At 60.8% G+C, this 20782-nt stretch carries 19 protein-coding genes and 1 tRNA gene; 8 read left to right on the top strand and 12 right to left on the bottom strand.

What is annotated here, in order from left to right; genetic code table 11:
* Positions 1 to 18: 18 nt before the first annotated feature.
* The 3 genes from FIU66_RS05005 to FIU66_RS04995 all read left to right on the top strand — a co-directional run bounded on the left by FIU66_RS05005 (position 19) and on the right by FIU66_RS04995 (position 2043).
* Positions 19 to 384 (top strand): hypothetical protein, encoded by a 366-nt coding sequence (locus FIU66_RS05005; RefSeq protein ID WP_370528943.1) that lies wholly within the window; start codon positions 19 to 21, stop codon positions 382 to 384.
* 23 nt (positions 385 to 407) lie between these two features.
* A complete protein-coding gene (locus tag FIU66_RS05000) occupies positions 408 to 845 on the top strand; it encodes a hypothetical protein (protein WP_167621674.1) in 438 nt (145 codons plus the stop codon).
* Positions 846 to 981: 136 nt separating this feature from the next.
* Positions 982 to 2043: an HIT family protein gene (locus FIU66_RS04995; protein WP_240544745.1), complete on the top strand. Its 1062-nt coding sequence runs from the start codon at positions 982 to 984 to the stop codon at positions 2041 to 2043.
* Positions 2044 to 2195: 152 nt separating this feature from the next.
* Here the strand turns inward: FIU66_RS04995 and FIU66_RS04990 are convergent, their stop codons facing one another.
* A complete protein-coding gene (locus FIU66_RS04990; protein ID WP_167621673.1) occupies positions 2196 to 3428 on the bottom strand; it encodes an MFS transporter in 1233 nt (410 codons plus the stop codon).
* Positions 3429 to 3495: 67 nt separating this feature from the next.
* Between FIU66_RS04990 and FIU66_RS04985 the strand changes: the two genes are divergently transcribed.
* A complete protein-coding gene (locus FIU66_RS04985; protein WP_167621672.1) occupies positions 3496 to 3918 on the top strand; it encodes a helix-turn-helix domain-containing protein in 423 nt (140 codons plus the stop codon).
* A 448-nt stretch (positions 3919 to 4366) separates the two neighbouring features.
* Positions 4367 to 4738 carry a hypothetical protein gene (locus FIU66_RS18120; protein WP_240544744.1) on the top strand — a complete coding sequence of 124 codons (372 nt, stop codon included), beginning with the start codon at positions 4367 to 4369 and terminating at the stop codon, positions 4736 to 4738.
* Positions 4739 to 5428: 690 nt separating this feature from the next.
* Here the strand turns inward: FIU66_RS18120 and FIU66_RS04975 are convergent.
* The 3 genes from FIU66_RS04975 to tnpB all read right to left on the bottom strand — a co-directional run bounded on the left by FIU66_RS04975 (position 5429) and on the right by tnpB (position 7730).
* A complete protein-coding gene (locus FIU66_RS04975; RefSeq protein ID WP_240544743.1) occupies positions 5429 to 5770 on the bottom strand; it encodes a hypothetical protein in 342 nt (113 codons plus the stop codon).
* Complete coding sequence (locus FIU66_RS04970) at positions 5725 to 7353, bottom strand: IS66 family transposase (RefSeq protein WP_167621671.1); 1629 nt, start codon at positions 7351 to 7353, stop codon at positions 5725 to 5727. Before FIU66_RS04970 ends, FIU66_RS04975 begins: the two co-directional genes overlap by 46 nt.
* A 62-nt stretch (positions 7354 to 7415) precedes the next feature.
* Positions 7416 to 7730: an IS66 family insertion sequence element accessory protein TnpB gene (gene tnpB, locus FIU66_RS04965; RefSeq protein WP_167623393.1), complete on the bottom strand. Its 315-nt coding sequence runs from the start codon at positions 7728 to 7730 to the stop codon at positions 7416 to 7418.
* A 151-nt stretch (positions 7731 to 7881) separates the two neighbouring features.
* Between tnpB and FIU66_RS18115 the strand changes: the two genes are divergently transcribed.
* Genes FIU66_RS18115 through FIU66_RS04950 form a run of 3 tightly spaced genes read left to right on the top strand, consistent with a single transcriptional unit; the run spans position 7882 to position 11005 of the window.
* The gene (locus tag FIU66_RS18115; RefSeq protein WP_167621670.1) at positions 7882 to 9111 is read left to right on the top strand and encodes a tyrosine-type recombinase/integrase; all 1230 of its coding nucleotides are present in this window, start codon (positions 7882 to 7884) and stop codon (positions 9109 to 9111) included.
* Positions 9105 to 10019, top strand: a complete 915-nt coding sequence (locus tag FIU66_RS04955) for a tyrosine-type recombinase/integrase (RefSeq protein ID WP_167621669.1) — start codon at positions 9105 to 9107, stop codon at positions 10017 to 10019. Before FIU66_RS18115 ends, FIU66_RS04955 begins: the two co-directional genes overlap by 7 nt.
* Positions 10016 to 11005 (top strand): tyrosine-type recombinase/integrase, encoded by a 990-nt coding sequence (locus FIU66_RS04950; protein WP_167621668.1) that lies wholly within the window; start codon positions 10016 to 10018, stop codon positions 11003 to 11005. Before FIU66_RS04955 ends, FIU66_RS04950 begins: the two co-directional genes overlap by 4 nt.
* Positions 11006 to 11152: 147 nt before the next feature.
* Here FIU66_RS04950 and FIU66_RS04945 read toward each other — a convergent pair whose 3' ends face one another.
* The 8 genes from FIU66_RS04945 to FIU66_RS04910 form a co-directional block, all read right to left on the bottom strand.
* Positions 11153 to 11536 (bottom strand): transposase, encoded by a 384-nt coding sequence (locus FIU66_RS04945; RefSeq protein ID WP_126152565.1) that lies wholly within the window; start codon positions 11534 to 11536, stop codon positions 11153 to 11155.
* A gap of 259 nt (positions 11537 to 11795) precedes the next feature.
* Complete coding sequence (locus FIU66_RS04940; protein WP_167621667.1) at positions 11796 to 13751, bottom strand: UvrD-helicase domain-containing protein; 1956 nt, start codon at positions 13749 to 13751, stop codon at positions 11796 to 11798.
* The gene (locus FIU66_RS04935; protein ID WP_167621666.1) at positions 13748 to 16018 is read right to left on the bottom strand and encodes an ATP-dependent endonuclease; all 2271 of its coding nucleotides are present in this window, start codon (positions 16016 to 16018) and stop codon (positions 13748 to 13750) included. The genes FIU66_RS04940 and FIU66_RS04935 overlap by 4 nt, the downstream gene beginning before the upstream one ends.
* A gap of 620 nt (positions 16019 to 16638) precedes the next feature.
* Positions 16639 to 16728 (bottom strand) — tRNA-Ser (locus tag FIU66_RS04930).
* Between the two features lie 66 nt (positions 16729 to 16794).
* Positions 16795 to 17511, bottom strand: coding sequence for a tRNA (guanosine(46)-N(7))-methyltransferase TrmB (locus tag FIU66_RS04925; protein ID WP_167621665.1), 717 nt, complete (start codon positions 17509 to 17511; stop codon positions 16795 to 16797).
* 53 nt (positions 17512 to 17564) lie between these two features.
* Positions 17565 to 19241: a ribonuclease J gene (locus tag FIU66_RS04920; protein ID WP_167621664.1), complete on the bottom strand. Its 1677-nt coding sequence runs from the start codon at positions 19239 to 19241 to the stop codon at positions 17565 to 17567.
* Entirely contained in the window at positions 19234 to 20013 is a 780-nt protein-coding gene (locus FIU66_RS04915) for a type III pantothenate kinase (RefSeq protein WP_167621663.1), read from the bottom strand. The genes FIU66_RS04920 and FIU66_RS04915 overlap by 8 nt, the downstream gene beginning before the upstream one ends.
* 3 nt (positions 20014 to 20016) lie before the next feature.
* On the bottom strand, positions 20017 to 20775 hold the full coding sequence (locus FIU66_RS04910) for a biotin--[acetyl-CoA-carboxylase] ligase (RefSeq protein ID WP_167623392.1): 759 nt from the start codon (positions 20773 to 20775) through the stop codon (positions 20017 to 20019).
* Positions 20776 to 20782: the final 7 nt, after the last annotated feature.

Raw genomic sequence — 20782 nt, 5'->3', positions numbered from 1 at the left:
TCCCTTGTCCCGGCGACCATGACCCTGCACGTCCCCTTTCGCGTCGTGAAGCGCGGCGGGCGCAAGGAGCTCCAGCTGCCGGAACGCGCGCCGCAGACCCGCCGGAGCGACAACACCCTCGTCAAAGCGCTGGGCAGGGCCTTCCGCTGGAAGCGCATGCTGGAGAGCGGCGAGTTCGCAACCATCAGCGAACTGGCCGAGCACGAGGCCATCACGCATTCCTACATGACCCGGGTTCTGCGTCTGACACTACTCGCACCCGACATTATCGAGGACGTTCTCGATGGCCGGCACGGACCCGAGCTGACACTGCCCCGCCTGCTGGAGCCGTTTCCATCCGGGTGGACTGCCCAACGCTCGGTTTGCTTTAATGCTTCAATCTAGCAGACCTTAGGCTGTCCGCCTCCATGACCAACGTCCTGACCGCCTCTCGTCTTGCTCAGCCAAGCCGTGCTTCCCTTGGAGAAGATCAGCACTGCCGCCGAGCCGGAGAACGCAGGTCAGCATCCGACACGATCACCCCAAAAATCAGTTCCACATCAATCAGGAGCATGACTATGAGTAAAGTTGAGCCTATTGCCCAGGCAACAAAGGATGTTGTCGAAGAATTCCTCCGTACCCCAGATCCCGCGTTGTTGGGTTCCCTGATGAAACTGGCAGATTTTGCCGAAGCGAACGGTGAAATTTCCCATGACTACGCCATCCATATTCTCGCGGCCCCCAGAGGCATGAATGAGAGGAAGGCGAGACCAGTCCTATCTCAGCTTATCGAAGCGGGCTGGCTCATCGAGAAAGAGGACATGCTCGCCATCAAAGGGTGGGGAACCCGCATCACTCGCAACTAGGCTCCGGACCCCAATCTGACCCGAGACTGGGCACGCTTTGCAGGTTGGTGGCACGAGTTTGGCTGCCAGTTAGATAAAGCCACGCCTCAGGGTGTGGCTTTACTCCAGCCTCTGCAGGCTCCTTCATATGAAGGCGATGGAACGAACGCAGCTGCCGGTGGCCGACGACGCCGCAATCGTCCATTCTGGCACTATGAGTCACCTTCTCGCTTTTTCTGACCTCAAGAATTTCATCCGTTATCAGATGCGGATGTCGCACATCTACCAGCCCGTCATGCTGCACATCCTTCTGGCGCAGGGTGGCCAAGCCGCGATCGAGGATATTGCGAAAGCTCTTCTCGGGTATGATCGCTCCCAGGTTGAGTACTACGAGCTACGCACCAGAACCATGGTGGGCAGGATCCTCACCCAAAGCGGCATTGTAGAACCCGTGAGAGATGGACGGCGGATCAGTGGTTACAGGCTGAGAAGCGATCGCCTGACCGATGAGCAGACTGCCGCGCTCCTCGAGCTCTGCGACCAGCGCCTGGCGGAGTATCTGCAAAGGCGCGGCAATGCCATCTGGCAGCATCGGGAGAACGCAGACGGGTATGTACCGGGCTCGGTACGCTACGAGGTTCTCAAGCGGGCACGATACCGCTGTGAACTGTGTGGCGCCCATGAAGGCCAGGCTGCCCTGCACATTGACCACATCGTTCCGAGAGCCAAGGGCGGCAGCGACGAGATCAGCAACTTTCAGGCGCTCTGTGTCACTTGCAACACCAACAAGCGCGACAGGGACGATACGGATTTCCGCGGCGTCCTGGCTTCATATCAGGACCGTGCTGATGATTGCCTTTTCTGCCCCATGGCACCCTCGCGCATCGTGGCCGAGAGCGAGCTCTGTTATGCCATTCGTGACGGCTTTCCCGTGACGCCCCTACATACGCTTGTCATCCCCAAGCGCCATGTCGCCGACTACTTCGACCTCTATCAGCCAGAGTTAAACGCGATCGCCCAAATGCTGCGCGAACAGCGCGCCGATATCCTGCGGCAGGACACGTCCGTGACCGGCTTCAACATCGGGGTCAATGCGGGCACAGATGCCGGTCAGACGATCTTCCACGTTCATGTGCATCTTATCCCGAGGCGCAATGGCGACGTCAGTGACCCCCATGGCGGTGTGCGCGGGGTAATCCCGGCAAAGCAGAGGTACTGAATGTCTTTTATCCATACCGTCCATACTCTCCCTATCGCGGACAAAACTGCCGTACGTCACACGTTTAGTCCCGGCAAAGGGTGCAGATGCTAAAGATGTTTGTGCCTATCGGTGTCAAATAATGAGGGCGGTTTTTCGGTAGGCCGTGCAAATCATGGTGTCCCGAGTTGTCCGCGAGACGCTGAACGCAGACGGCCAACACCCACTACCGCTGTGATCGCTAAAGCCGTCAGCGTCAGGAGCACGGTGGCTCCCCTGAACAAACCCCAGTAGCCAAAAGCCGAGATCGCTGGCGTGCTGATCAAGGGAGAGCAGAACTGCCCGATAAAGACCGAAGCCGTCAGGATGCCGCCCCCAACCCCTCGCCGTGAGCGGGGCAACAACTCGAGCGCAAGGGCCACGAAAGTCGGCGACACCAAGGCATAACCTGCACCGATCAATGCCGCTCCGGCCAAGCAGGCCGGCATCGCCGTATGCACTGCCAGTGCGAAGAAGCCTGCCGCCATGCACCCGTAACCTGTCGCGAAAACCCCGGCATAGCCAACAACAGGTCGGATACGTGAATAAAGCAGGGCAACGCAGCCCCCGCTCAGCATCAGCACGCCGAGGGCAGTTCCCGTCATGATGGAACTGTCTTGCCCTTCGACGGCGAAAAAGAACGGCAGTTGCGTCGGCATGATGAAGAACAGCATGTTGGTCAGCGCCTGGAGGAACGCCACGGCGGAGAAGAGCATAATCCAAGAATGGCATTTTTCGGGGGCTGCCATCTGTTCTGTTCCGGGCCGCGAGGAAGGTCGCGGGTGGTCGGTGATGACCTTCCATGCCAGCGGCAGCAGAAGAATGGCCAAGCCATAGATTGCGAATGGCAGTCGCGGCGACAGGGATGCGGCCCAACCTGCCAGCGTGATGAAAAGGAGGCCTCCGAAGTTTCGGGCGGAGATCTGCAATCCCATCAGCTTACTTCGATCGGCTCCCGAACGGTAATCTGCCACCAGCGCTGTTTGCGCCGTCATGATCAGGGCGACGGCAATGCCCAAAACCAGACGGCTGGCGAGGATGGTCGGAAGGCTCGGAAGAACAACCCCGCCACACCCGGCGATCACGAAAAGGATGATTCCAATCAGCAGTGGCTGGCGCCGCCCGATCCGATCCATAGCCAGTCCCGCAAGAGGGGCAAAGATTGCAACGCTGAGGGACGGGGCAGTGACAAGCAGCCGTATCAGCAGCGCGGCATCCGGGTCTTGCGCAAACAAACGCTCGAGCCCGGGGAGGGCTGGGCTGATGGTGGCATTTGCCATGGTCGTCAGCATCGCTGCCATGAGGAGCACGACCGCGCGATTGTCCTGCCCAAGCAGTCTGCCTGCATCTCGTCTTGCGTCTTCCATGACTATCCCCTTGTTCGAATCATCGCCTTTGGAGATCGTGCCACTTCAAGCCAGCTTGAGGTCAAGCATGATCATTCTTGATATCGGAAAGGTTGCCGAACGCTCGGGTGTTCCTCCTTCCACGCTGCGCTACTACGAGGAAATTGGGTTGATCCGCTCCGTAGGGCGCCGTGGCCTGCGCCGGCAGTATGACACGGACGTTCTGATGACGCTGTCGCTCATCACGATGGGGCAGTCCGCGGGCTTTACGCTGGCCGAGATTGCACGGATGTTCGGACGGGACGGCCGCCCCGACATCCCCCGTGCCGATCTGCACGCCAAGGCAGACGCCTTGCAGCGGCAGATCGCGGAGCTGCGCTTGCTGAGTGATCTGATCCGACACGTGGCCAACTGTCCGGCGCCGTCGCATCTGGAATGTCCAACGTTTCGCAAGCTTATGAAAGCAGCATCGGACCGGCAGATCACGAACCGGCAAGCTCGAAAACCGTAAAGCCCCACCACAGCACCGTGTAAGTAGGTTGCAACATCTTGGAAGAACTGCCTCGGCATGTAGGATGCCAGACCTGCAAGGACACACAAAATCCGCTCTCGCGCTGGTTGACAGAGTTGAGCGCGATCTCCGGATAGAGCGCTGATCAACTAGCCTCAGCTAGGAAGCGACTCCACGCTCTGCGGAACGATGCGGTCGCCTATTCGGCGTCTGAGTTGGATCACAGGATCGGACAAGAATAGTTTCGCCTGGTCTGTTATTCAGCCTGTCAGGTATGACCTACATTGCGGCACGGCGTCGGCCACAGCCCCAAGCGATGAAACCTGCGCCATTCCTTTCCAGGGTCACCCGTCCCGCGATAATGTGTGTCAATCGTGCTTATCTCGGTGGCGGACCGACATTGCCTTGAACTAAAGCGGACGCAATGGATCGAGAGACGGACAGTAAAATGACATCTGCCGCCGCAAAGCGCATCGCCTCCCTCGACCCCGTCACGGATTGCCAGGAGATCGCGCGTCTCCTAATGACCTGCGAATTCTCCTGGGACATCGAACGGGCCTTGGAGTTCGCGCTTTTCCGCACCTATGCCGTGCCCTCGATCTCGGGCCTCCTCGCGCGGACCGGCGAGTTCGAGTGCCGCCCCCGCAAACGCTATGACGACACCGAGCTTATCCTCTCTGAAATGATCGAGAACGGCTTTGACTCTGCCCCAGCACGCTGCGCCCTGGCGCGCATGAACGACATGCATAGCCGCTACAGAATTGCGAACGAGGACATGCTCTATGTGCTGTCAACCTTCGTGATTGAGCCGATCCGCTAGGTCGAGCGGTTCGGACGCCGGCCGATGACCGAACACAAAATGACCGCGTGGTTTCACTACCATCGCGAACTCGGGCTCCGGATGGGCATTTCGGGCATACCCGCAGATCGCGCCGCGCTCGAGGTCATCAATTAGGCATGCGGAGGAAGTGCGTTTCAAAAATGCCGAAAGCAACCGCAAGATCGGCTCGAAGACACGGGACCTCTTGCTGAGTTTCTATCTGCCCCGGTGGCTGTTCTGGGCCGGACGTCCTATGGCGTATGCCTTCATGGATGCGTCCTTGCTGCGAGGGATGGAATTTCCGGCCCCTTCGGCTTCGCTGCGGTACACGGTGATGATGGCAATGCGGCTTCGTCAAGCGATGCTTCGCGTTCTGCCGGCAAGACGGCAACCCCGCCTGCTTACGAAGGTGAGGCGCCGGACTTATCCCGAAGGATACCGGGTGGAGGAGCTCGGAACATTTCGTGCTGGAGGTGGCCTACGCCGTAACGAGATGCTGTAATGGCCCTTTGCCGACGGACGGCCTGCGCTGCGTTAGCTGCCGCATTGCAGCTTCCCCATACCAGGCAATGACGCTGAGGCTCTTAACAACATGATTGCGAAGGTTTACAAGATCAGCGCAGCAGAAGCTTTGCTCATTGATGGTGCGGCGTAAAGCGATCTGCCCGGTGCATAGTAACCGGCCGATTGTTACCGCGGCGGTTGAGCCTTGAAGCGTTGCGCGAGTTCAGGATCGCTAACGAAGTCGTCGAGGAACTGGTGCCAGGTTTCTGCTGTGAGGCGCGCGTCTCTGAGCATGTCCGTAAGTTCGTCGATGCCGTCGTCGGTCAGGGCCGTGATGGCCTCGTCCGGCCCGGTGTAGACGCTGATGATGGAGCCATAGGTCAGATTGTCATCGTTGTAGACAATGGCTTCCAGAAGCTCCGGATCTTCGCCCAGCATCTTGGCGACGTAGTCGAGGGTGCAGATGTGAGTGACGGTTGCCATCAGGCGGCCTCGGCCTGCGGGGCGGCCCGCGATGACCAGTTCCATGGCAGCAGGTCGTCAAGCCGATTGATCTTGTGGTCGTGGATGCGGCCCAGGATGTCGGCCAGATAGGTCTGCGGGTCGAGGCCGTTCATCTTGGCGGTTTCAATGAGCGTCATGGCGCGGGCCAGTGTTTCGGCGCCGGTATCGGCCCCCGCGAAGAGCCAATTTTTTCTTCCGAGTCCAATCGGGCGCAGGGCTCGCTCGGCCGGATTGTTGTCGATCGCCACCCGGCCGTCTTCGAGAAACAGGCAGAATGAGCGCCAGCGGCTGAGAGCATAGCGGAAGGCCTTGGCCAAGTCGCTCTTGCCGGGAATGCGGGTCAGTTGCTGCTCGGCCCAGACCCGGAACGCCTCGACCTTTGGCCTGGTGTGAGCCCGGCGTGCGGCCAGACGAACATCGGCCGACTGGCCCGATATGTTGCGCTCGATGTCGTAAAGCGCACCGATCCGGTCAAGCGCTTCTCGCGCAATCTCGGATTTGGTCAGGGTCCAGGCATCATGGAAGTCTCGCCGCAGATGAGCCCAGCATGCGGCTTCGCGGAAGCGGGCCGCGCCGTCTGCTCCGGGATCGTAGAGCTTGGCATAGCCCTTGTAGGCATCAGCCTGCAGGATGCCGCTGGATTGGCCGAGGTGTTTGAGAACATGTCCTTCCTTCCAATCTGGAGCAAACCGGTAGGTCACGCCTGGCGGGGCGGCCCCCGCCCAAGGGCGCTGATCCCGCACATAGGCCCAGATCCGGCCCTTCTTCACGCCCTTGCCCAGACCCTTGTCGCGAAGTGAACGATCCAGAACTCGGATCGAGGTGTCATCCGCATGCAAAAGGTCGCTGGCCATCACCACGGCATCGATCCGATCGATGAGAGGCTGCAGCACCTTCATGGCGCGGCCGCACCAGTCGACCAGCGTGCTGTCGGGAATGTCCGCACCCATCCGAGCGAAGATCTCGTTCTGGCGATAAAGCGGAAGATGGTCGTCAAATTTGGCGACAAGGATGTGGGCCAGCAGGCCAGCACCGGCCATGCTGCCCGGGATCGGTCGGCTGGGCGCGGGCAACTGCACCATTCGTTCGCAGCGGCGGCAGGACTTCTTGAGCCGGGCGATCTGCACGACCTTCAACTGCGCCGAGATCAGATCCAGCATCTCGCTGACATCTTCGCCCACCACGTGCAGATCACCACCGCAATCGGGACAGCAACTGCCGGGATCAAGCTCCTGCCGCTCGCGTGGCGTGCCGTCTGAGACCCGGGGCCGACGGCGTGACGGGCGATCAGCGGCATCACCGCCGGCAGAGGGTTCGGACACGTTGTCGTCTTGACCATCATCCGCCGCACCGGTCTCGCTTTCGGCGGTCGCGATCAGCAAATCCTCGAGGGCCAGTTCCAGCTGTTCGATCTCGCGCTCGATCTTTTCCGAAGACTGGCCGAACACCTGCTTCTTCAGCTTGGCGATGCGCAGTCGAAGCGTTTGGATCAGTTGGTCGTGGGCCCGCAGCGTGGCTGAGATCTTCGCGTTCTCTGCCTGCAAAGCAGCGATTAGCGCCTTCAAAAGCGCAGGATCATCAGGAAGAGGCTCGGTCAAATCCGACATGAACCCGACTACCACAAGTCAGGCCTAGACACTACAAAAACAAAGGTATTCAAGCGGCTAATTCACCCTACGCGGGCTGGCGGCACACCCCAATCGGGCCGCCTCCAGTCGATTCCCTCCCACAGCATGGCCAACTGTGCCGAGGTTAAACGAACCGCGCCATCGCCGCCCGCCGGCCAGGGAAAGCGGCCGCGTTCCAGCACTTTGTAGTAAAGGCAGAAGCCCTGACCGTCCCAATACAAAAGCTTCAATCTGTCGCCACGCCGACCGCGGAATGCAAACACCGCACCGCCTGCCGGCTTCTGGCGCAACTGATCCTGCGCAAGCGCCGCCAAACCCTCGATGCCCTTGCGGTTATGTGGTGCACCACATAACAGGAACTATGCGGCGACCATAATTATGCGGAGTTGGCGTTGCCGATCTATAGATTAGGTTGTTTTTATAGATGCCTAGGTAGCCAGAGAGCAGGCTTTTACTCCGCATAATTATGTTCCCTTGCGATGGTTCATCATCGTGAGGAGAGCAAAGATGGATGCCAATAGTCGTAATCACTGGTTCCTCGATCCGGGACCGTTGTCGTCGTGGATCGATCAGTTCGCGGCCGAGCTTGCCGCTCAGAGATATACGCCGCTGACGATTGAAGGCTACACGGCCTCGGCGCGTCATTTTGCGGCTTGGCTTGGTAGCGCAGGTATCGCGATCGATGACATTGGTGACGATGTCGTTCGTCGCTTTGCCGAACATCGGTGTGGATGTCCTGGTGGGCGGCGATGGCTGCGGGTTTCATCAAAATATTCGCGCCGAGCCGGGCGGTTCGTTGTTTTCCTGCAAAGGAAAGGTGTCGCGCACCCATCCGTGAAGGTCGCCTCGACCTATCCTCTGCTTGACGATTATCGGAACTGGCTGCGTGTCCACCGGGGACTGTCGGAACGGACGATCGCCCGCCATCTTTGCCACCTGCATAAGTTGTTGTCGGAACTTGGCACGGCGACCCACGACTATGATGCCGCCCTAGTCCGTAATGTTGTCCGCGAGTGGCGCGAGCGAACCGGGCCGGCGAACCTGCGGACCGTAACGAGCACCTTGCGCAGCTATCTTCGTTTCCTCGCGGGTGCCGGCCTCTGTCGCCCCAACCTTGATCACGCCATCCCGCCGGTCGTGCAATGGCGCCTTTCGTCTTTGCCACGGTATCTTGCTGCCGCCGATCTCGAACGCGTCGTTGCATCCTGCGATCAACTTACCAGGGGGCGCCTACGGGACCGTGCGATCCTGCTCCTGCTCGCACGTCTGGGGCTGCGGGCCGGGGATGTCGCTGGACTCAGACTCAGCGATCTCGATTGGACGTCTGGCATGCTGCGCTTGAGTGGCAAAGCGCGCCGGCAGGTTCGGCTGCCGCTCCCGCAGGACGTCGGCGATGCGATCCTCGCCTACATCGAGCAGGAACGGCCGCGCGTGGATCAAGAGGCGGTCTTTCTCATGATGGTCGCACCCTACCGATCATTCTCGCAGTCCAGCCACATCTCCACGATCGTAGCACTAGCGCTGAAGCGGGCGGGCATTTCCGATGCTCCATCGACCGGAGCCAGCCTGCTGCGTCACTCTGCGGCGACCTCGATGCTGCGCTCGGGCGCCACGCTCGAGGCTGTCGGCACGGTGCTGCGTCATCGTTCGCTCGATATGACCGCGCATTACGCCAAGGTCGACATTGCGATGCTGGAACAGATTGCCCAGCCCTGGCCGGGGGAGCTGGCATGCTGAGTCAACTCCTCGCCGATCATGCAGCGCTGCACCGTGCACTGGGATTCAAGTTCCGGACCCCGGGCATCCTGCTGCGCAACTTTGTCGCCTTCGCCGAGCATCGCGGGGAGCGTGTCGTCACGACGGCGACCGTGCGCGAGTGGGCACTGCAGGCACCATCGCCCGAGCAACGACGCAACCGTCTGCTGACGGTGCGCCGCTTCGCGCTCGCGCTGCATGCCGAAGATCCGAGCCATGAGGTGCCCTCGGCTGACCTCTTCGGTCGCGCCAGTCACCGGCGCCGCACACCCTATGTCTACGATCCCCGCGACATCCGACGGCTGATCGATGCCGCGCATCGCCTTGGTCCCGACGGTTCGATCCGACCGATCACCTACGCCACGATGTTCGGGCTGATCGCGGCGACCGGCATGCGCGTTTCGGAGGCGCTCGCCATTCGGCTGCCGGACGTGACCGACGATGGGCTAATCATTGCCCAGACCAAGTTCAAAAAGAGCCGGTTGCTGCCGCTCCATTCAACGACCCGGCGCGCCTTGGACGGATACCTCGCCATTCGCCTGAAGGCCTCGAGCCAGAGCGATGCACTCTTCATTTCGCATCAGGGAACGCCGCCCCTCTATCCGACCGTGATAACTGTCTTCCTGCAAATCATTCGATCGATCGGCTTGCGCGGCACTCCAGGATCGCAAGGACCACGGATCCACGATCTTCGTCACACATTCGCCGTTCGCTCTCTCGAACGCTGTGCGCACGATGCCCAGGCGGTAGCCCGGCATATCACCGCCCTGAGCACCTATCTGGGGCACGCCCATGTGACCGATACTTACTGGTATCTTGAGGCGACGCCCGAGCTGATGGCGCACATGGCGGCGGCCGGCGAGGCCTTGCATCGGAGAGTGCCGGCATGACCCAGCTCGCCCCGCACCTCACCGCGTTCCTTCGCGAGCACCTTCCCCGCGAACGACGCGCCAGCGTGCATACCTGCGATGCCTATGCCTATAGCTTCCAGCTGCTGGTGACGTTCGCCGCGCGACGATTGCGCAAGAGGCCTTGCCTGCTGCAGATCGAGGACCTCGACGTGCCGATGATCCTTGCCTTTCTCGAACATGTCGAGGAGGCGCGCGGCAACAAGGCCCGTTCGCGCAACGCAAGGCTGGCGGCCGTGAAGTCCTTCTTCCGCTATCTCGAGCACCGCGTCCCCGCGGTTCTCGATCAGGCCCTTCGGGTGCACGCCATTCCAATGAAGAAGGTCGACGAGGCGCTGATCGCTTCCCTTTCGCGCGCCGAAGTTCAAGCGCTGCTCGACGCACCGGATCGGAGGACATCATCGGGCATTCGCGATCGCGCCATGCTGCATCTCGCCTTCGCCGGCGGGCTGCGCGTTTCCGAACTGGTGGGTCTCGCCCTCGACCAGTTCGAGGGACGGTCGCCGGCCAGCATCCATATTATCGGGAAGGGACGGCGGGAGCGCGTGCTGCCACTCTGGCAGGAGACCGCCGGCGCGATCCGGGCCTGGGTCGCGGTCAGACCCAAGGATGGCGACACCGCGCTCTTCCTCAACAAGGCCGGCCGGGCGATGACGCGCGCCGGCTTCGAATATATCCTGGCAAAGCACACCGCGGTAGCTGCGAACGTCGTGCCCTCGCTTACCGCCAAGTCAATATCGCCTCATGTTCTGCGGCATAGCTGCGCGATGCACATGCTTCAGGCCACCCGGGATATCCGCAAGGTAGCACTGTGGCTTGGTCATGCCACTCTCCAGAGCACCGAGATCTACTTGCGCGCTGATCCGGCCGAAAAACTCGAGATGCTCGACGCTTTGGCGCCGCTCGGCATCAAGCCAGGCAAATTCCGCCCGCCGGACAAATTGATCGCAATGCTCGCTGCGCGATAGCCTAGTTATGTGGAGTCGACAGATGTCGTGAGACCCGGAAATGCGCACGTCAACGTCCTCGACTCCGCATAATTATGGTCGCCGCATAGTTGCGCATGTCGGTCACCCCGCAGGCCAGATAAACCCGGACACCGGTGCCGGGCCCGATCATGCCGCCTCCACCACCCGGATCAACCGCGTCAGCGTGGTCGTGTCCAGCATCGGGTCAAAGCGCAGGCACCGGCCATTGGCCAGCTGAAGCTCAATCAGGGCGGGGCGTTGCGGCGTCAAATCTTCAGCCAAGGAAGGCACCGCCAATTCGGCGGGCGCGCTCAACTCCACAGGCAAGAACACAGTCTCCGGAAGCGGGGAAAGCAGCCCCTTCTTCTTCAGCTCATGCCGCCAGGCATAAAGCTGCTGTCGGGTTACCTCGTGGCGCTGCGCCACCTGCGTCACCGTCGCGCCCGCCACCCCCACCGACAGCACGATCCCGAGCTTCTCCTCGTCGCTCCAGCGACGACGCCGTTCCAGACCCAGAATGTCACCACGCATCGAAAGCCCCGCATAAGATACGTCGTTAACGACGTCGCTATGCACGTGTCTTAGCCGATCACCCCACGCTCAGGCAGGCGGTGGCAACCGGGCGGTTACGGTGCATAAGCAGAAGAGGTACCGCAAACAAAACGGACTAAACTGCGTATGCGGCTGGCCTCCCTCCTTGCAAGTGATGCGCAGGAGCGTGCCTCGCTACTGGCGGCAGCGTGGCCTTATGTACTAATTTTTGTGCCGGGAAGTCAGACACACCCACTTATCAGAGCAGCAGCGCTTTCTCTGTGAAGACATCTTCATTTGGGAACAGTCCGGAACTTCGGACCTGGCGCTCCGCCGTTTCGGGATCATCAGTGAAGTAAACCACGACCAGATCCTTCAGCGCTCGTGTGCAGCAGACATAGAAAAGGCGCCTTGTCCGATCTACCGCTGTCTGTTTGCCCTCAGCAATGTTCTCCTGATCGCGCTTGGATAACGGTTTTACACCGAAGTATTTGTCATAGGAAAACTGTACATGGGTACCCTCGTCATCGTCGAGCACAACCAGTACGCGTTGAAATTCGGCACCCTTGATACCTTGTTGTGTCGAGAAAGGTGACGACTGCCGGATATATGAGTGGTACCCGAAGAATTGGTTCGCCGGGCACGCAAGAAAACGGTCCATGGCGTCCACTTCCAGGGACACCTCCTCTTGATTGGCATTCTCGATTTCCTCTGCACCCTCGCCGTCCGCTGCCGCTGCCTCCTTCGTTTCCGGGAGAGGCTGTCCGACGAATGCAGCGACCTTTGGGTCCAGCGACATCAATTGACTCTCAGCGATGTGGAGCAGCACGTCCCGCACCGTGGCCTTCTCATCCGACATCATTTTTACCAAGATGAGGACGGCAGCCCTCAAAGAGGCAAGCAGATGGGCAGCTCCCGACTTCCGGACCACATCCGGATGCAAGTTGGGACACGACTTGCGCAACAGCGACATCGCCGTAAACTCGTCCCCCGTTTCCATCGCCTCGACAATGGGCAGGATAAAAGAGATGAAGGGCTTGAGCGGCCAGGACGTCGCCTCGAGGAAGCCGTCACTGAAAGCGCTCGGCGCCTTATCGTTCATGGCGGCATATAACTCCCCGAAACCTAACCTTTTCGCGGCCATTCGATGGACGATCACTAAAAGCTTGTAATCGGCTTCCGCTCCGTCAGCCCATTTGGGATCCCCGACCTGTTCGGATACCAGGTGCCGTACTGCAGCTAATCTCTCGTCACGCCTGTCGTCTCCGGGAAGGACGAAGATCTTTGCCGAGCCTTCAACCAGTTGCGGCGTGCCGGTGACCGGGTCCGGCATGACGCGCCCCCCGGTCTGAACAAGGTCGTCGCCGTCGCGCCGGATAGCGTTGGCGACGGAAAGCACCTTTGCAGAGCACCTGAAATTCTCTTTCTTAGCTATCTCCTCCCAGCCCACCTCCGCCGGTATATCGCCTATCCCTGTGGCATAGATGCGCTGCATGGGATCGCCGAAGAAACCTAGGCAGAAGTCGGGCCCTGCCTGGTCGGCAACGGCCTTGAGAGCCTCCACGACAAGAGGTTGTGTATCCTGACTTTCATCCACAAAAACAATTGGGAACTGCTGTGCGATGAGTGTCCGAAAGAGTGGGCGGACCGACATGAAGTAGGTGGCCATACGGATAATATCGTCATGGCCCAGTACACCCCGAGGGTAGTCGCTTCCGGTACCGTAACGGAAAGTTGTTACTTTTTCGACGGCAGGAATATCGGCCCGATACCTGTCGATGTCGCTCTGGTTTTTTACTCGTGTCCGTTGTTGGACACGGGGGCCGAAGCTGGCCGCCGTCTCTTCCAGTTCTAGGATCCGTTCCGCGATCCGCTGCAGCACCCAAGCCTTTATGTCCGCTTGGAACGACCGGGTGATTGACCACAGGAAACTGTGGATTGTAGAGACATGCAGGAGAGGGTTGTTGCCGACATCAGCCCAGATCTCGCCAGCCGCGATCTCGGTATAAGTGATACATGCGATCCTCCTGCGGCGGCGCTTAAGTTCCTGCCCATGCACTTGGATTGCAGTTGCTAGAGCTTTCACCAACGAAGTGGTCTTGCCCGATCCAGCTCCGGCCACCATGATGAAGCTACGCTTTGCCTCGCCGGTGAGACACTTCTTGAGAAGCTTGTCCGCTTCCGTGTCGGGTTTGTCGATACGGCCGCCACTCATTCTGCGGCAGCCTCGATGATATCGACGGCATCGGCCGCCCCAGCCACCGCCTCCGTTTCCTGCACGACCTCCAATGCGACCTGACCCGCAAGCCAGACCAATCCCTCTCTGATGTATCTGGGAGTAACCCACCCTCCGACGCCGGAGGCCATGACCTCCAGCGCGAATTTGGTCTTGTCGAAGTGCTTTCCCCCCACCCGCTTGTGCAGCCCACTCGCCAGAGCCGCGACGTCCGATGGAGCGTTCCTGAGCTTCAGACCGACACTCTTGTGGTCTTCCGACTGACACCATTCGGCGTTTTCTAGACCGAAAGCCTCTTCCAACGTCCGCCCGCAGACGGAGGACGTGGCTCCGGCCCAGCTGACGTTGGTGGCAACTTGATAGGCTACAAATACCTTCGCCGGTTCAGAGCCCACGATGTCTGCCGCTTTGTCCGCATCTTCGGCAACCAGCAGCTCGGCGATAAGCCGCTTCCTGGGCAGCCACGTTATCAAGGTTTGGTTGGACGTTTCCGCGCCATCGACCGAAGGCAGGCATGCCTTGCCGTAACGTTTCTTGGCAGGTTCATCTGCAGCGTCGCCCGGGATCTCAAATTCCAGCTCTTCCTCTTCGGAGTCTTTATTTTCCGGCTCCGGGGTCGGCTTTGCAGTGACGCTGTCGATGTCAGTGACTATCAAGGTCGTGATGCCGAGAAATTCGATCAGCTCCTTAAAGCGATGGCCGAAGGCACCGCTGACTTCTAGAATACACAAGCAGGCGGATCGCAGAGTAGGCGCTTCACGCTCGATCATAAGAGGTAGCAGGAGCCGTTCGACGTTGCCTTCGACAAGGATTGCAGCGTCGGCGAAGAACAGGTCGCAATGCGTGAGCTTGAGATATCTCTGCAGGAAGTCCCTGTCCTTTGGCGCGTCGCCTGCTTGAAACGAAGAGAGGTTTAACACCTGCGTAGTTTGCTCGCTCTCGGCATGCCGACGAAAGTAACGGATTGGAGCAAAACCCCGCTCATATAGGATGTGCGGGGAGTGTGTCGTTACGACAATTTGGCTCGCAAACGCAGTCTCGCCTTTCTCCTCCACCAGACTGAGGACGTTCCGAATAAACACCTGTTGCAATTGCGCGTGCAGGTGAGCTTCCGGTTCCTCTATGAAGATTAAATGCAAGGGTGCCCGCTTTTCCTCCTCGGCTTTCCACTTCTCGTGAAGGTCCAGAATTTCGACCACCATGTAGATCAAGTTCTTAAAGCCTAGCCCGTTGTAGCTGTCCGGTAATCGGCTAGCGTCGTCGCCATCGCCAAGGATGTAGTGTATCTTGGCGTCTTGGCTCATTATGGAAGCAGGGTTAAGCGCCGACTTGATCTCGAGACGAGGATTATTTAGGCCCGGGTAACCGAGGGTCGCGATCCGCTCCAACGTTCCTTTGAATACATCCTTGAGATGGTCATTAAGGCCGACCTCGGAATTGAAAAGAGCCCTGAGTGCAGTGTGGTCCTCCTCTCTCTGATCCAAGTTGCGCTGGTAAAACCGGCTTAGTCTCCGAGAGAGATCTTCTGAACGTCCCGCCCCACCTTCCGAATGGGAGGCAGGATCGGCCAAATGCCTCTGGGCGTTCAGGCAGTCGACGCGAATGAGTGATCGCAAAACCGCCGCCCCGCTCGACTCCGCGGCTAACGCAGCAGGCTCGTATCCTGCTTCCTCTATTAGCGTTGGACCAAATCTGGTCCTGTCCAAGACGGAGTAGCGAAACTCGTACTCATTGTGTAACTCCTTCTCGAGGTAGTCGGTGAGCGACTTTGGCCAGGGCTTGTAGTCGCCCGGACCGTTTGGCAGCGCATTAGCCTTTTCCACGGCCGCTGCCTTCCGTTGTCGGAACCGCTGCAGGAGCTCCGAGGGCGACCGTGCCGCCAACTCTATGCGCATCCCTACCATGTTGCCTTCCCAAGCTGAGCTTGGAAGGATTGGCATAACCAAATACAGGTCCGCCGCCTCCACCTCGAACCAAAGATCCAGGCTGATCTTCGGCAGTTCTGCCAACGTGTCCTCGGCAGGATCAGCCGCCTCGAGCTCGTTGAGCTGCTTCCAAGTATAAGAGCTGAAATCGAACAGCGTGAATTTGTCCTTCGCGCCTGACAGGAACATGATGATCGCCTGCGTGGCAGAGGTCTTCCCGCTGTTATTGGACCCAACGAAGATCGAAATATCGGATGCTAGTTCGATACTTACGTCCCGAAGGCGACGATAATTTTTTAGGCGATACGAATGGAGATGCATCAGATCAACTCGAGAAAGTATGCTTGCAGTAGAAGCTAGACCACCGGAGCTAGATTTGTCCCGCACTACTCATGGCTCAAAGAGAAAAATTTTCCGCAGGTTTTTTCAACAAACCGAGCGTGACGACGTATCGCGCTGCGAATGAACGACCGGTTTCTTGGTTATGAGGCGCGCGCTATGCTGCGCTGCCGTCAGTCTGCTTTCCGCCTTCGCGTCGCTGCCGGTTTGCTGCCCGTTTTCCGCATCAGATATTGGCCGGAAGTCCAGCGGGACATAGGGACGTGAGGTTGATGTCACGTTTGCCTAGAAGCGTGCATCCACGCGATCTGCCGAAGGCGTGCTGTGGTAGATAGATATGGTTCGATTACAGATCCTTCAGCCTCAGAAGCCCTTCAGATCCAACGGCACGTAGAGCTCCTATAGTATTGTACTATTTCAAGGGCTTGAAAGCTGTTCACCGTTTCCGCGCAGTCATCAGCTGCGGAGAAACATGGGCGCTAGAGAGCAATTCGAGGCTAACCTGCGCCGTGACTAGTGAACTGGCCCACTTGCATAACCCTCGAGACACACGGAAAAATCCGGCTGGTACAGGCTCTGGAGACAAGTTTGTTCAGGAAAAATGGCGGAGTGGAAGGGATTCGAACCCTCGAGACGGTTTCCCGCCTGCACCCTTAGCAGGGGTGTGCCTTCGACCACTCGGCCACCACTCCGCTGGCCGGTATAGGGATGGGCCAGGGTGGTGACAAGGGGCTTTTTTGGCCCTGTCACCCTCGCCCTCAGCCCTTGCGGCGGAAGGTGGCGTAGTGCGGCACGCGGCCCTCGCGCAGGGCCTTCTGTTCATAGCGCGTGCTAAGCCAGTCGTCCCAGGCGACCGGGCTGTCGCCCACAAGGTCGAAGCCCGCCTGCGGCACCTCCTCGAGCGTCTGGCGCATGTAGTCGGGAATGTCGGTGGCAACCCGGAGCTCGGCCCCAGGCTTCATGACGCGGGCCAGCGGGATCAGGTGTTCGGGCGTGACGAAGCGGCGGCGGTGATGGCGCGCCTTGGGCCAGGGATCGGGATAGTTCAGGAAGGCCCTGCTGATCGAGGCATCCGGCAGCACGTCCATCAGGTCGCGCGCATCGCCGGGATGCACGCTGACATTGGTCACGCCCGCGCCCCGGATCTTGCCCAGCAGCATGGCGACGCCGTTGATGAAGGGCTCACAGCCGATGATGCCGATATCGGGGTATCGAGCGGCCATGTGGACCATGTGCTCGCCACCGCCGAAGCCGACCTCCAGCCAGATCGGGCGGTCGTCCCCGAAGATGGCGGCCGGGTCGATCGGCGTGCGGTCGGGATTGTCGCCCACGGTGATGCCGCGCGGGCGCAACTCGCCCAGATCTTCGGACAGATAGCCCTTCTGGCTTTGGCGCAGGGTCTTTCCGTGCCGCCGGCCATAGAAGTTGCGGCGCGGCGGGTTCGGGTCGAAGGCGGTTTTCGGTGTGTCGGACATGGCCGGGGGATTGCACCGCAAGTCGCGGCGGGTCAAGCCCCCTGCCCGCTGCCCTATTCGCCCATCAGCCGGCTGATGATGACCGTGACCTCGGGCTTCTTGCCGATCTCCTCCATCGCGACCTGGCGGGTGATCTTGCGGATCGCCTCGTCCATCTTGGCGTCGTCGCGCACCACGCGGGCATCGGCGCCCTCCAGGAACTCGGACAACTCGCCTTCTATATGGGCGCCCAGATCCTCGCCGCCCCGGGTGCGGCCGGGAAGGCCCATCAGTTCCACCCAGGCGTCGGGCAGGACGTTGTCATCCTCGTCCACGATCACGCTGACAAGCGCGTGCCCGTTCAGCGCCATGCGGATGCGGTCGCGGACCACGCCGTCCATGGCGCCGATCAGCACGGTGCCGTCCAGGTACAGCCGGCCGGTTTCCACCTGGTCCACAACGCGAGGGGTATCGCCCGTCAGGTCCAGCATCGTGCCGTTGGTGACGATTTCGGCCGCGATGCCCTTGGCGCGGGCCATCATCACATGTTCCCGCAGATGCAGGTGCTCGCCATGCATCGGGATCACGATCTGCGGCTTCAGCAGTTCGTGCAGCGCCTCGATGTCGGGGCGGTTCGCGTGGCCCGAGACGTGGTAGAGGCCGTCATCGGCGTCAAAGACCTCGACCCCCAACTCGCTCAGCGAGTTCATGATGCGGCCCACGGACTTCTCATTGCCGGGGATGGTCTTGGAACTGAACAGGAAACTGTCGCCTTCCTTCAGCATCAGCCCCAGGTAACGGCCGCGCGACAGTTGCGCACTGGCGGCGCGGCGTTCGCCCTGGCTGCCGGTCGCCAGCAGCATGACCTGGTTGCGCGGCAGGCTTGCGGCTTCCTCGGGGCCGATGGTGTCGGGGAAATCGGTGAGGACGCCGGTTTCCAGGCCCACGGCGACCATCTTGCGCATGGCCCGGCCCAGCAGGCAGACCTTGCGGTTCGCGGCAATGGCGGCATCCGAAAGGGTCTTCAGCCGCGCGATGTTGCTGGCGAAGGTGGTGGCGACAACCATGTTCTTCTGGGCCACGACCCATTCAAGGATCGGATTGGCCAGCATCGCCTCGGACCGGCCGGGATGGGTCGAGAAGATGTTGGTGCTGTCGCAGGCCAGGACCTTGATGCCCCGCCCTTCGGCGGAAATGTCGTGCCAGGCGATCGGGTCGAAGGGATCGCCCACGACAGGGGTTCCGTCCAGCTTGAAGTCGCCCGTGTGGACGACGCGGCCCGCAGGCGTGTCGATGATCAGGGCCGAGCTTTCGGGAATCGAGTGGCTGACCGGCACGAACTGTACGGTGAAGGGGCCGACCTGCGTCACCTCGGGGCGCGGCCCGGTGATGTTGACGACCGAGGGCGAATGGCCCGCATCCTCCAGCTTCAGCCGGACCAGGGCGCCGGTGAACTGGCGGGCATAGATCGGGACATCCAGCCGCCCGTAGAGATGACCCAGGGCGCCCAGGTGATCCTCGTGCCCGTGGGTGATGAAGATCGCGTCCAGCCGGTCGCGGTTCTTTTGCAGCCAGGTCAGGTCCGGCATGATCAGGTCAATGCCGGGGCTGCTGTCCATGTCGCCGAAGCTGACGCCCAGGTCGACCAGGATCAGGCGTTCGCGTCCGGGCTGGCCATAGCCATAGACATAGGCGTTCATGCCGATTTCGCCCGCGCCGCCCAGCGGCAGATAAATCAGGCGCTCAGCCATTGCCCATCTCCTTGTTGTAATCGTGAATGAGCCGCAGCCCGTGCATCGTCAGATCGTCTTCGATTGCCTCGAACAGGTCAAACCCCTGATCGAACAGCGGCGCAAGCCCTCCGGTTGCAATCACCTTCATCGGGCGGCCCCTTTCCGCGCGAATCTGGCGGACCACGCCGTCCACAAGGCCGATATAGCCCCAGAAGATCCCCGACTGGATGCAGGCGACCGTGTTGGTGCCGATCACCTTGGCCGGCATGGTCACGTCCACATGCGGCAGACTGGCCGCGCCCATGTGGAGCGCTTCCAGCGACAGGTTCACGCCGGGCGCGATCGCGCCGCCGATATAGGCGCCGTCCATGTCCACCACGTCAAAGGTCGTCGCGGTGCCGAAATCCACGACGATCAGATCCGGCCCGTGCCGGTCGAAAGCCGCAACCGTGTTCACCAGCCGGTCCGGCCCGACGACGGTGCCTTCGTCCACGCGAGGGGCGACGGGCAGCAGGCAATCAGGCTTTCCCACCACCAGCGGGCGGGTGTCGAAATAGCGGTTGCACAGGACGCGCAGGTTGAAGACCACGCGCGGCGCGGTCGAGCTGATGATGCAGGCGTCGATGTCGAGCGCGAACTTCTGCCCATCGATCAGCGTGGACAGCCAGACGAAGTATTCGTCGGCCGTCCGCCGATGGTCCGTGGCGATGCGCCAATGGGCCAGGAACCGTTCGCCGTTCCAGATGGAAAACACGGTGTTGGTGTTGCCGGTGTCGATGCACAAGAGCACGGGTCATACCCCCGCAAAATAGATGTCGGCCGCCGGGATCGCCTGCCTGCCGCGCGGACCGGACAGGATCAGCGCGCCGGTTTCGTCGATCCCGTCAAAGCGGCCGGTCGTCTCGGTCGTGCCGGTGCGGGCGGTGATCGTCTCGCCCAGGCGGGTGGCGCGGGCCAGCCATGCCTCGCGGATGGGGCCGAAGCCATAGGCCCGCATCTGCCGGTGCCGGTCGTCGAAGGTCAGGGCAAGGGCGGACAGGAAGTCGTCGGGGCTGACCGTCAGGCCGGTCTCGCCCAGCAGGCTGACCGGGCGGGTCGCGCCCAGTTCCAGCAGACCTGCATCCGGCGCGGCGGCCAGGTTGACGCCGATGCCGATGGCCAAGGCCTGGATGGTTCCGCCGGATCCGATGCTTTCCAGCAGGATGCCGGACAGCTTGCCGCCGTTCAGCAGCACGTCGTTCGGCCATTTCAGCGCCACGTTCAACTGCGGCCCGCAAAGCTGGCGCAGCGCGTCATGCACGGCCAGCGCCGCGACAAAGGACAAGCGCGCGGCATCCGCCGGGCCGCCTTCGGGACGCAGGACCAGGGTTGCCGCGAAATTGCCGGGGGGGTCGGTCCAGGTCCTGCCCCTTCGGCCGCGGCCCGCCGTCTGGCGGCGCGCCATGATCCAGGTCGGCCCGGACAGCGCGGGCGCCATCCGCATTGCCTCGGCATTCGTGCTGTCAACCTGATCCAGGACGTGGCGCGCCACGCCCTCGGGCCAGGCTGTCAGCGGCGCC

It is taken from the genome of Paracoccus sp. AK26, assembly GCF_011801365.1.
GTDB lineage: Bacteria > Pseudomonadota > Alphaproteobacteria > Rhodobacterales > Rhodobacteraceae > Paracoccus > Paracoccus aerius.
The sequence above is the reverse complement of the archived record's forward strand: the minus strand, read 5'-3'. Positions and strand labels throughout refer to the sequence as shown.

What these genes read in the sequence shown, in the direction of transcription:
- FIU66_RS05005 (WP_370528943.1), top strand. Translation starts at nt 19, where the DNA reads ATGACCCTGCACGTCCCCTTTCGCGTCGTGAAGCGCGGCGGGCGCAAG.
- FIU66_RS05000 (WP_167621674.1), top strand. Translation starts at nt 408, where the DNA reads ATGACCAACGTCCTGACCGCCTCTCGTCTTGCTCAGCCAAGCCGTGCT.
- FIU66_RS04995 (WP_240544745.1), top strand. Translation starts at nt 982, where the DNA reads ATGGAACGAACGCAGCTGCCGGTGGCCGACGACGCCGCAATCGTCCAT.
- FIU66_RS04990 (WP_167621673.1), bottom strand. Translation starts at nt 3,428, where the DNA reads ATGGAAGACGCAAGACGAGATGCAGGCAGACTGCTTGGGCAGGACAAT.
- FIU66_RS04985 (WP_167621672.1), top strand. Translation starts at nt 3,496, where the DNA reads ATGATCATTCTTGATATCGGAAAGGTTGCCGAACGCTCGGGTGTTCCT.
- FIU66_RS18120 (WP_240544744.1), top strand. Translation starts at nt 4,367, where the DNA reads ATGACATCTGCCGCCGCAAAGCGCATCGCCTCCCTCGACCCCGTCACG.
- FIU66_RS04975 (WP_240544743.1), bottom strand. Translation starts at nt 5,770, where the DNA reads ATGGAACTGGTCATCGCGGGCCGCCCCGCAGGCCGAGGCCGCCTGATG.
- FIU66_RS04970 (WP_167621671.1), bottom strand. Translation starts at nt 7,353, where the DNA reads ATGTCGGATTTGACCGAGCCTCTTCCTGATGATCCTGCGCTTTTGAAG.
- FIU66_RS18115 (WP_167621670.1), top strand. Translation starts at nt 7,882, where the DNA reads ATGGATGCCAATAGTCGTAATCACTGGTTCCTCGATCCGGGACCGTTG.
- FIU66_RS04955 (WP_167621669.1), top strand. Translation starts at nt 9,105, where the DNA reads ATGCTGAGTCAACTCCTCGCCGATCATGCAGCGCTGCACCGTGCACTG.
- FIU66_RS04950 (WP_167621668.1), top strand. Translation starts at nt 10,016, where the DNA reads ATGACCCAGCTCGCCCCGCACCTCACCGCGTTCCTTCGCGAGCACCTT.
- FIU66_RS04945 (WP_126152565.1), bottom strand. Translation starts at nt 11,536, where the DNA reads ATGCGTGGTGACATTCTGGGTCTGGAACGGCGTCGTCGCTGGAGCGAC.
- FIU66_RS04940 (WP_167621667.1), bottom strand. Translation starts at nt 13,751, where the DNA reads ATGAGTGGCGGCCGTATCGACAAACCCGACACGGAAGCGGACAAGCTT.
- FIU66_RS04935 (WP_167621666.1), bottom strand. Translation starts at nt 16,018, where the DNA reads ATGCATCTCCATTCGTATCGCCTAAAAAATTATCGTCGCCTTCGGGAC.
- FIU66_RS04925 (WP_167621665.1), bottom strand. Translation starts at nt 17,511, where the DNA reads ATGTCCGACACACCGAAAACCGCCTTCGACCCGAACCCGCCGCGCCGC.
- FIU66_RS04920 (WP_167621664.1), bottom strand. Translation starts at nt 19,241, where the DNA reads ATGGCTGAGCGCCTGATTTATCTGCCGCTGGGCGGCGCGGGCGAAATC.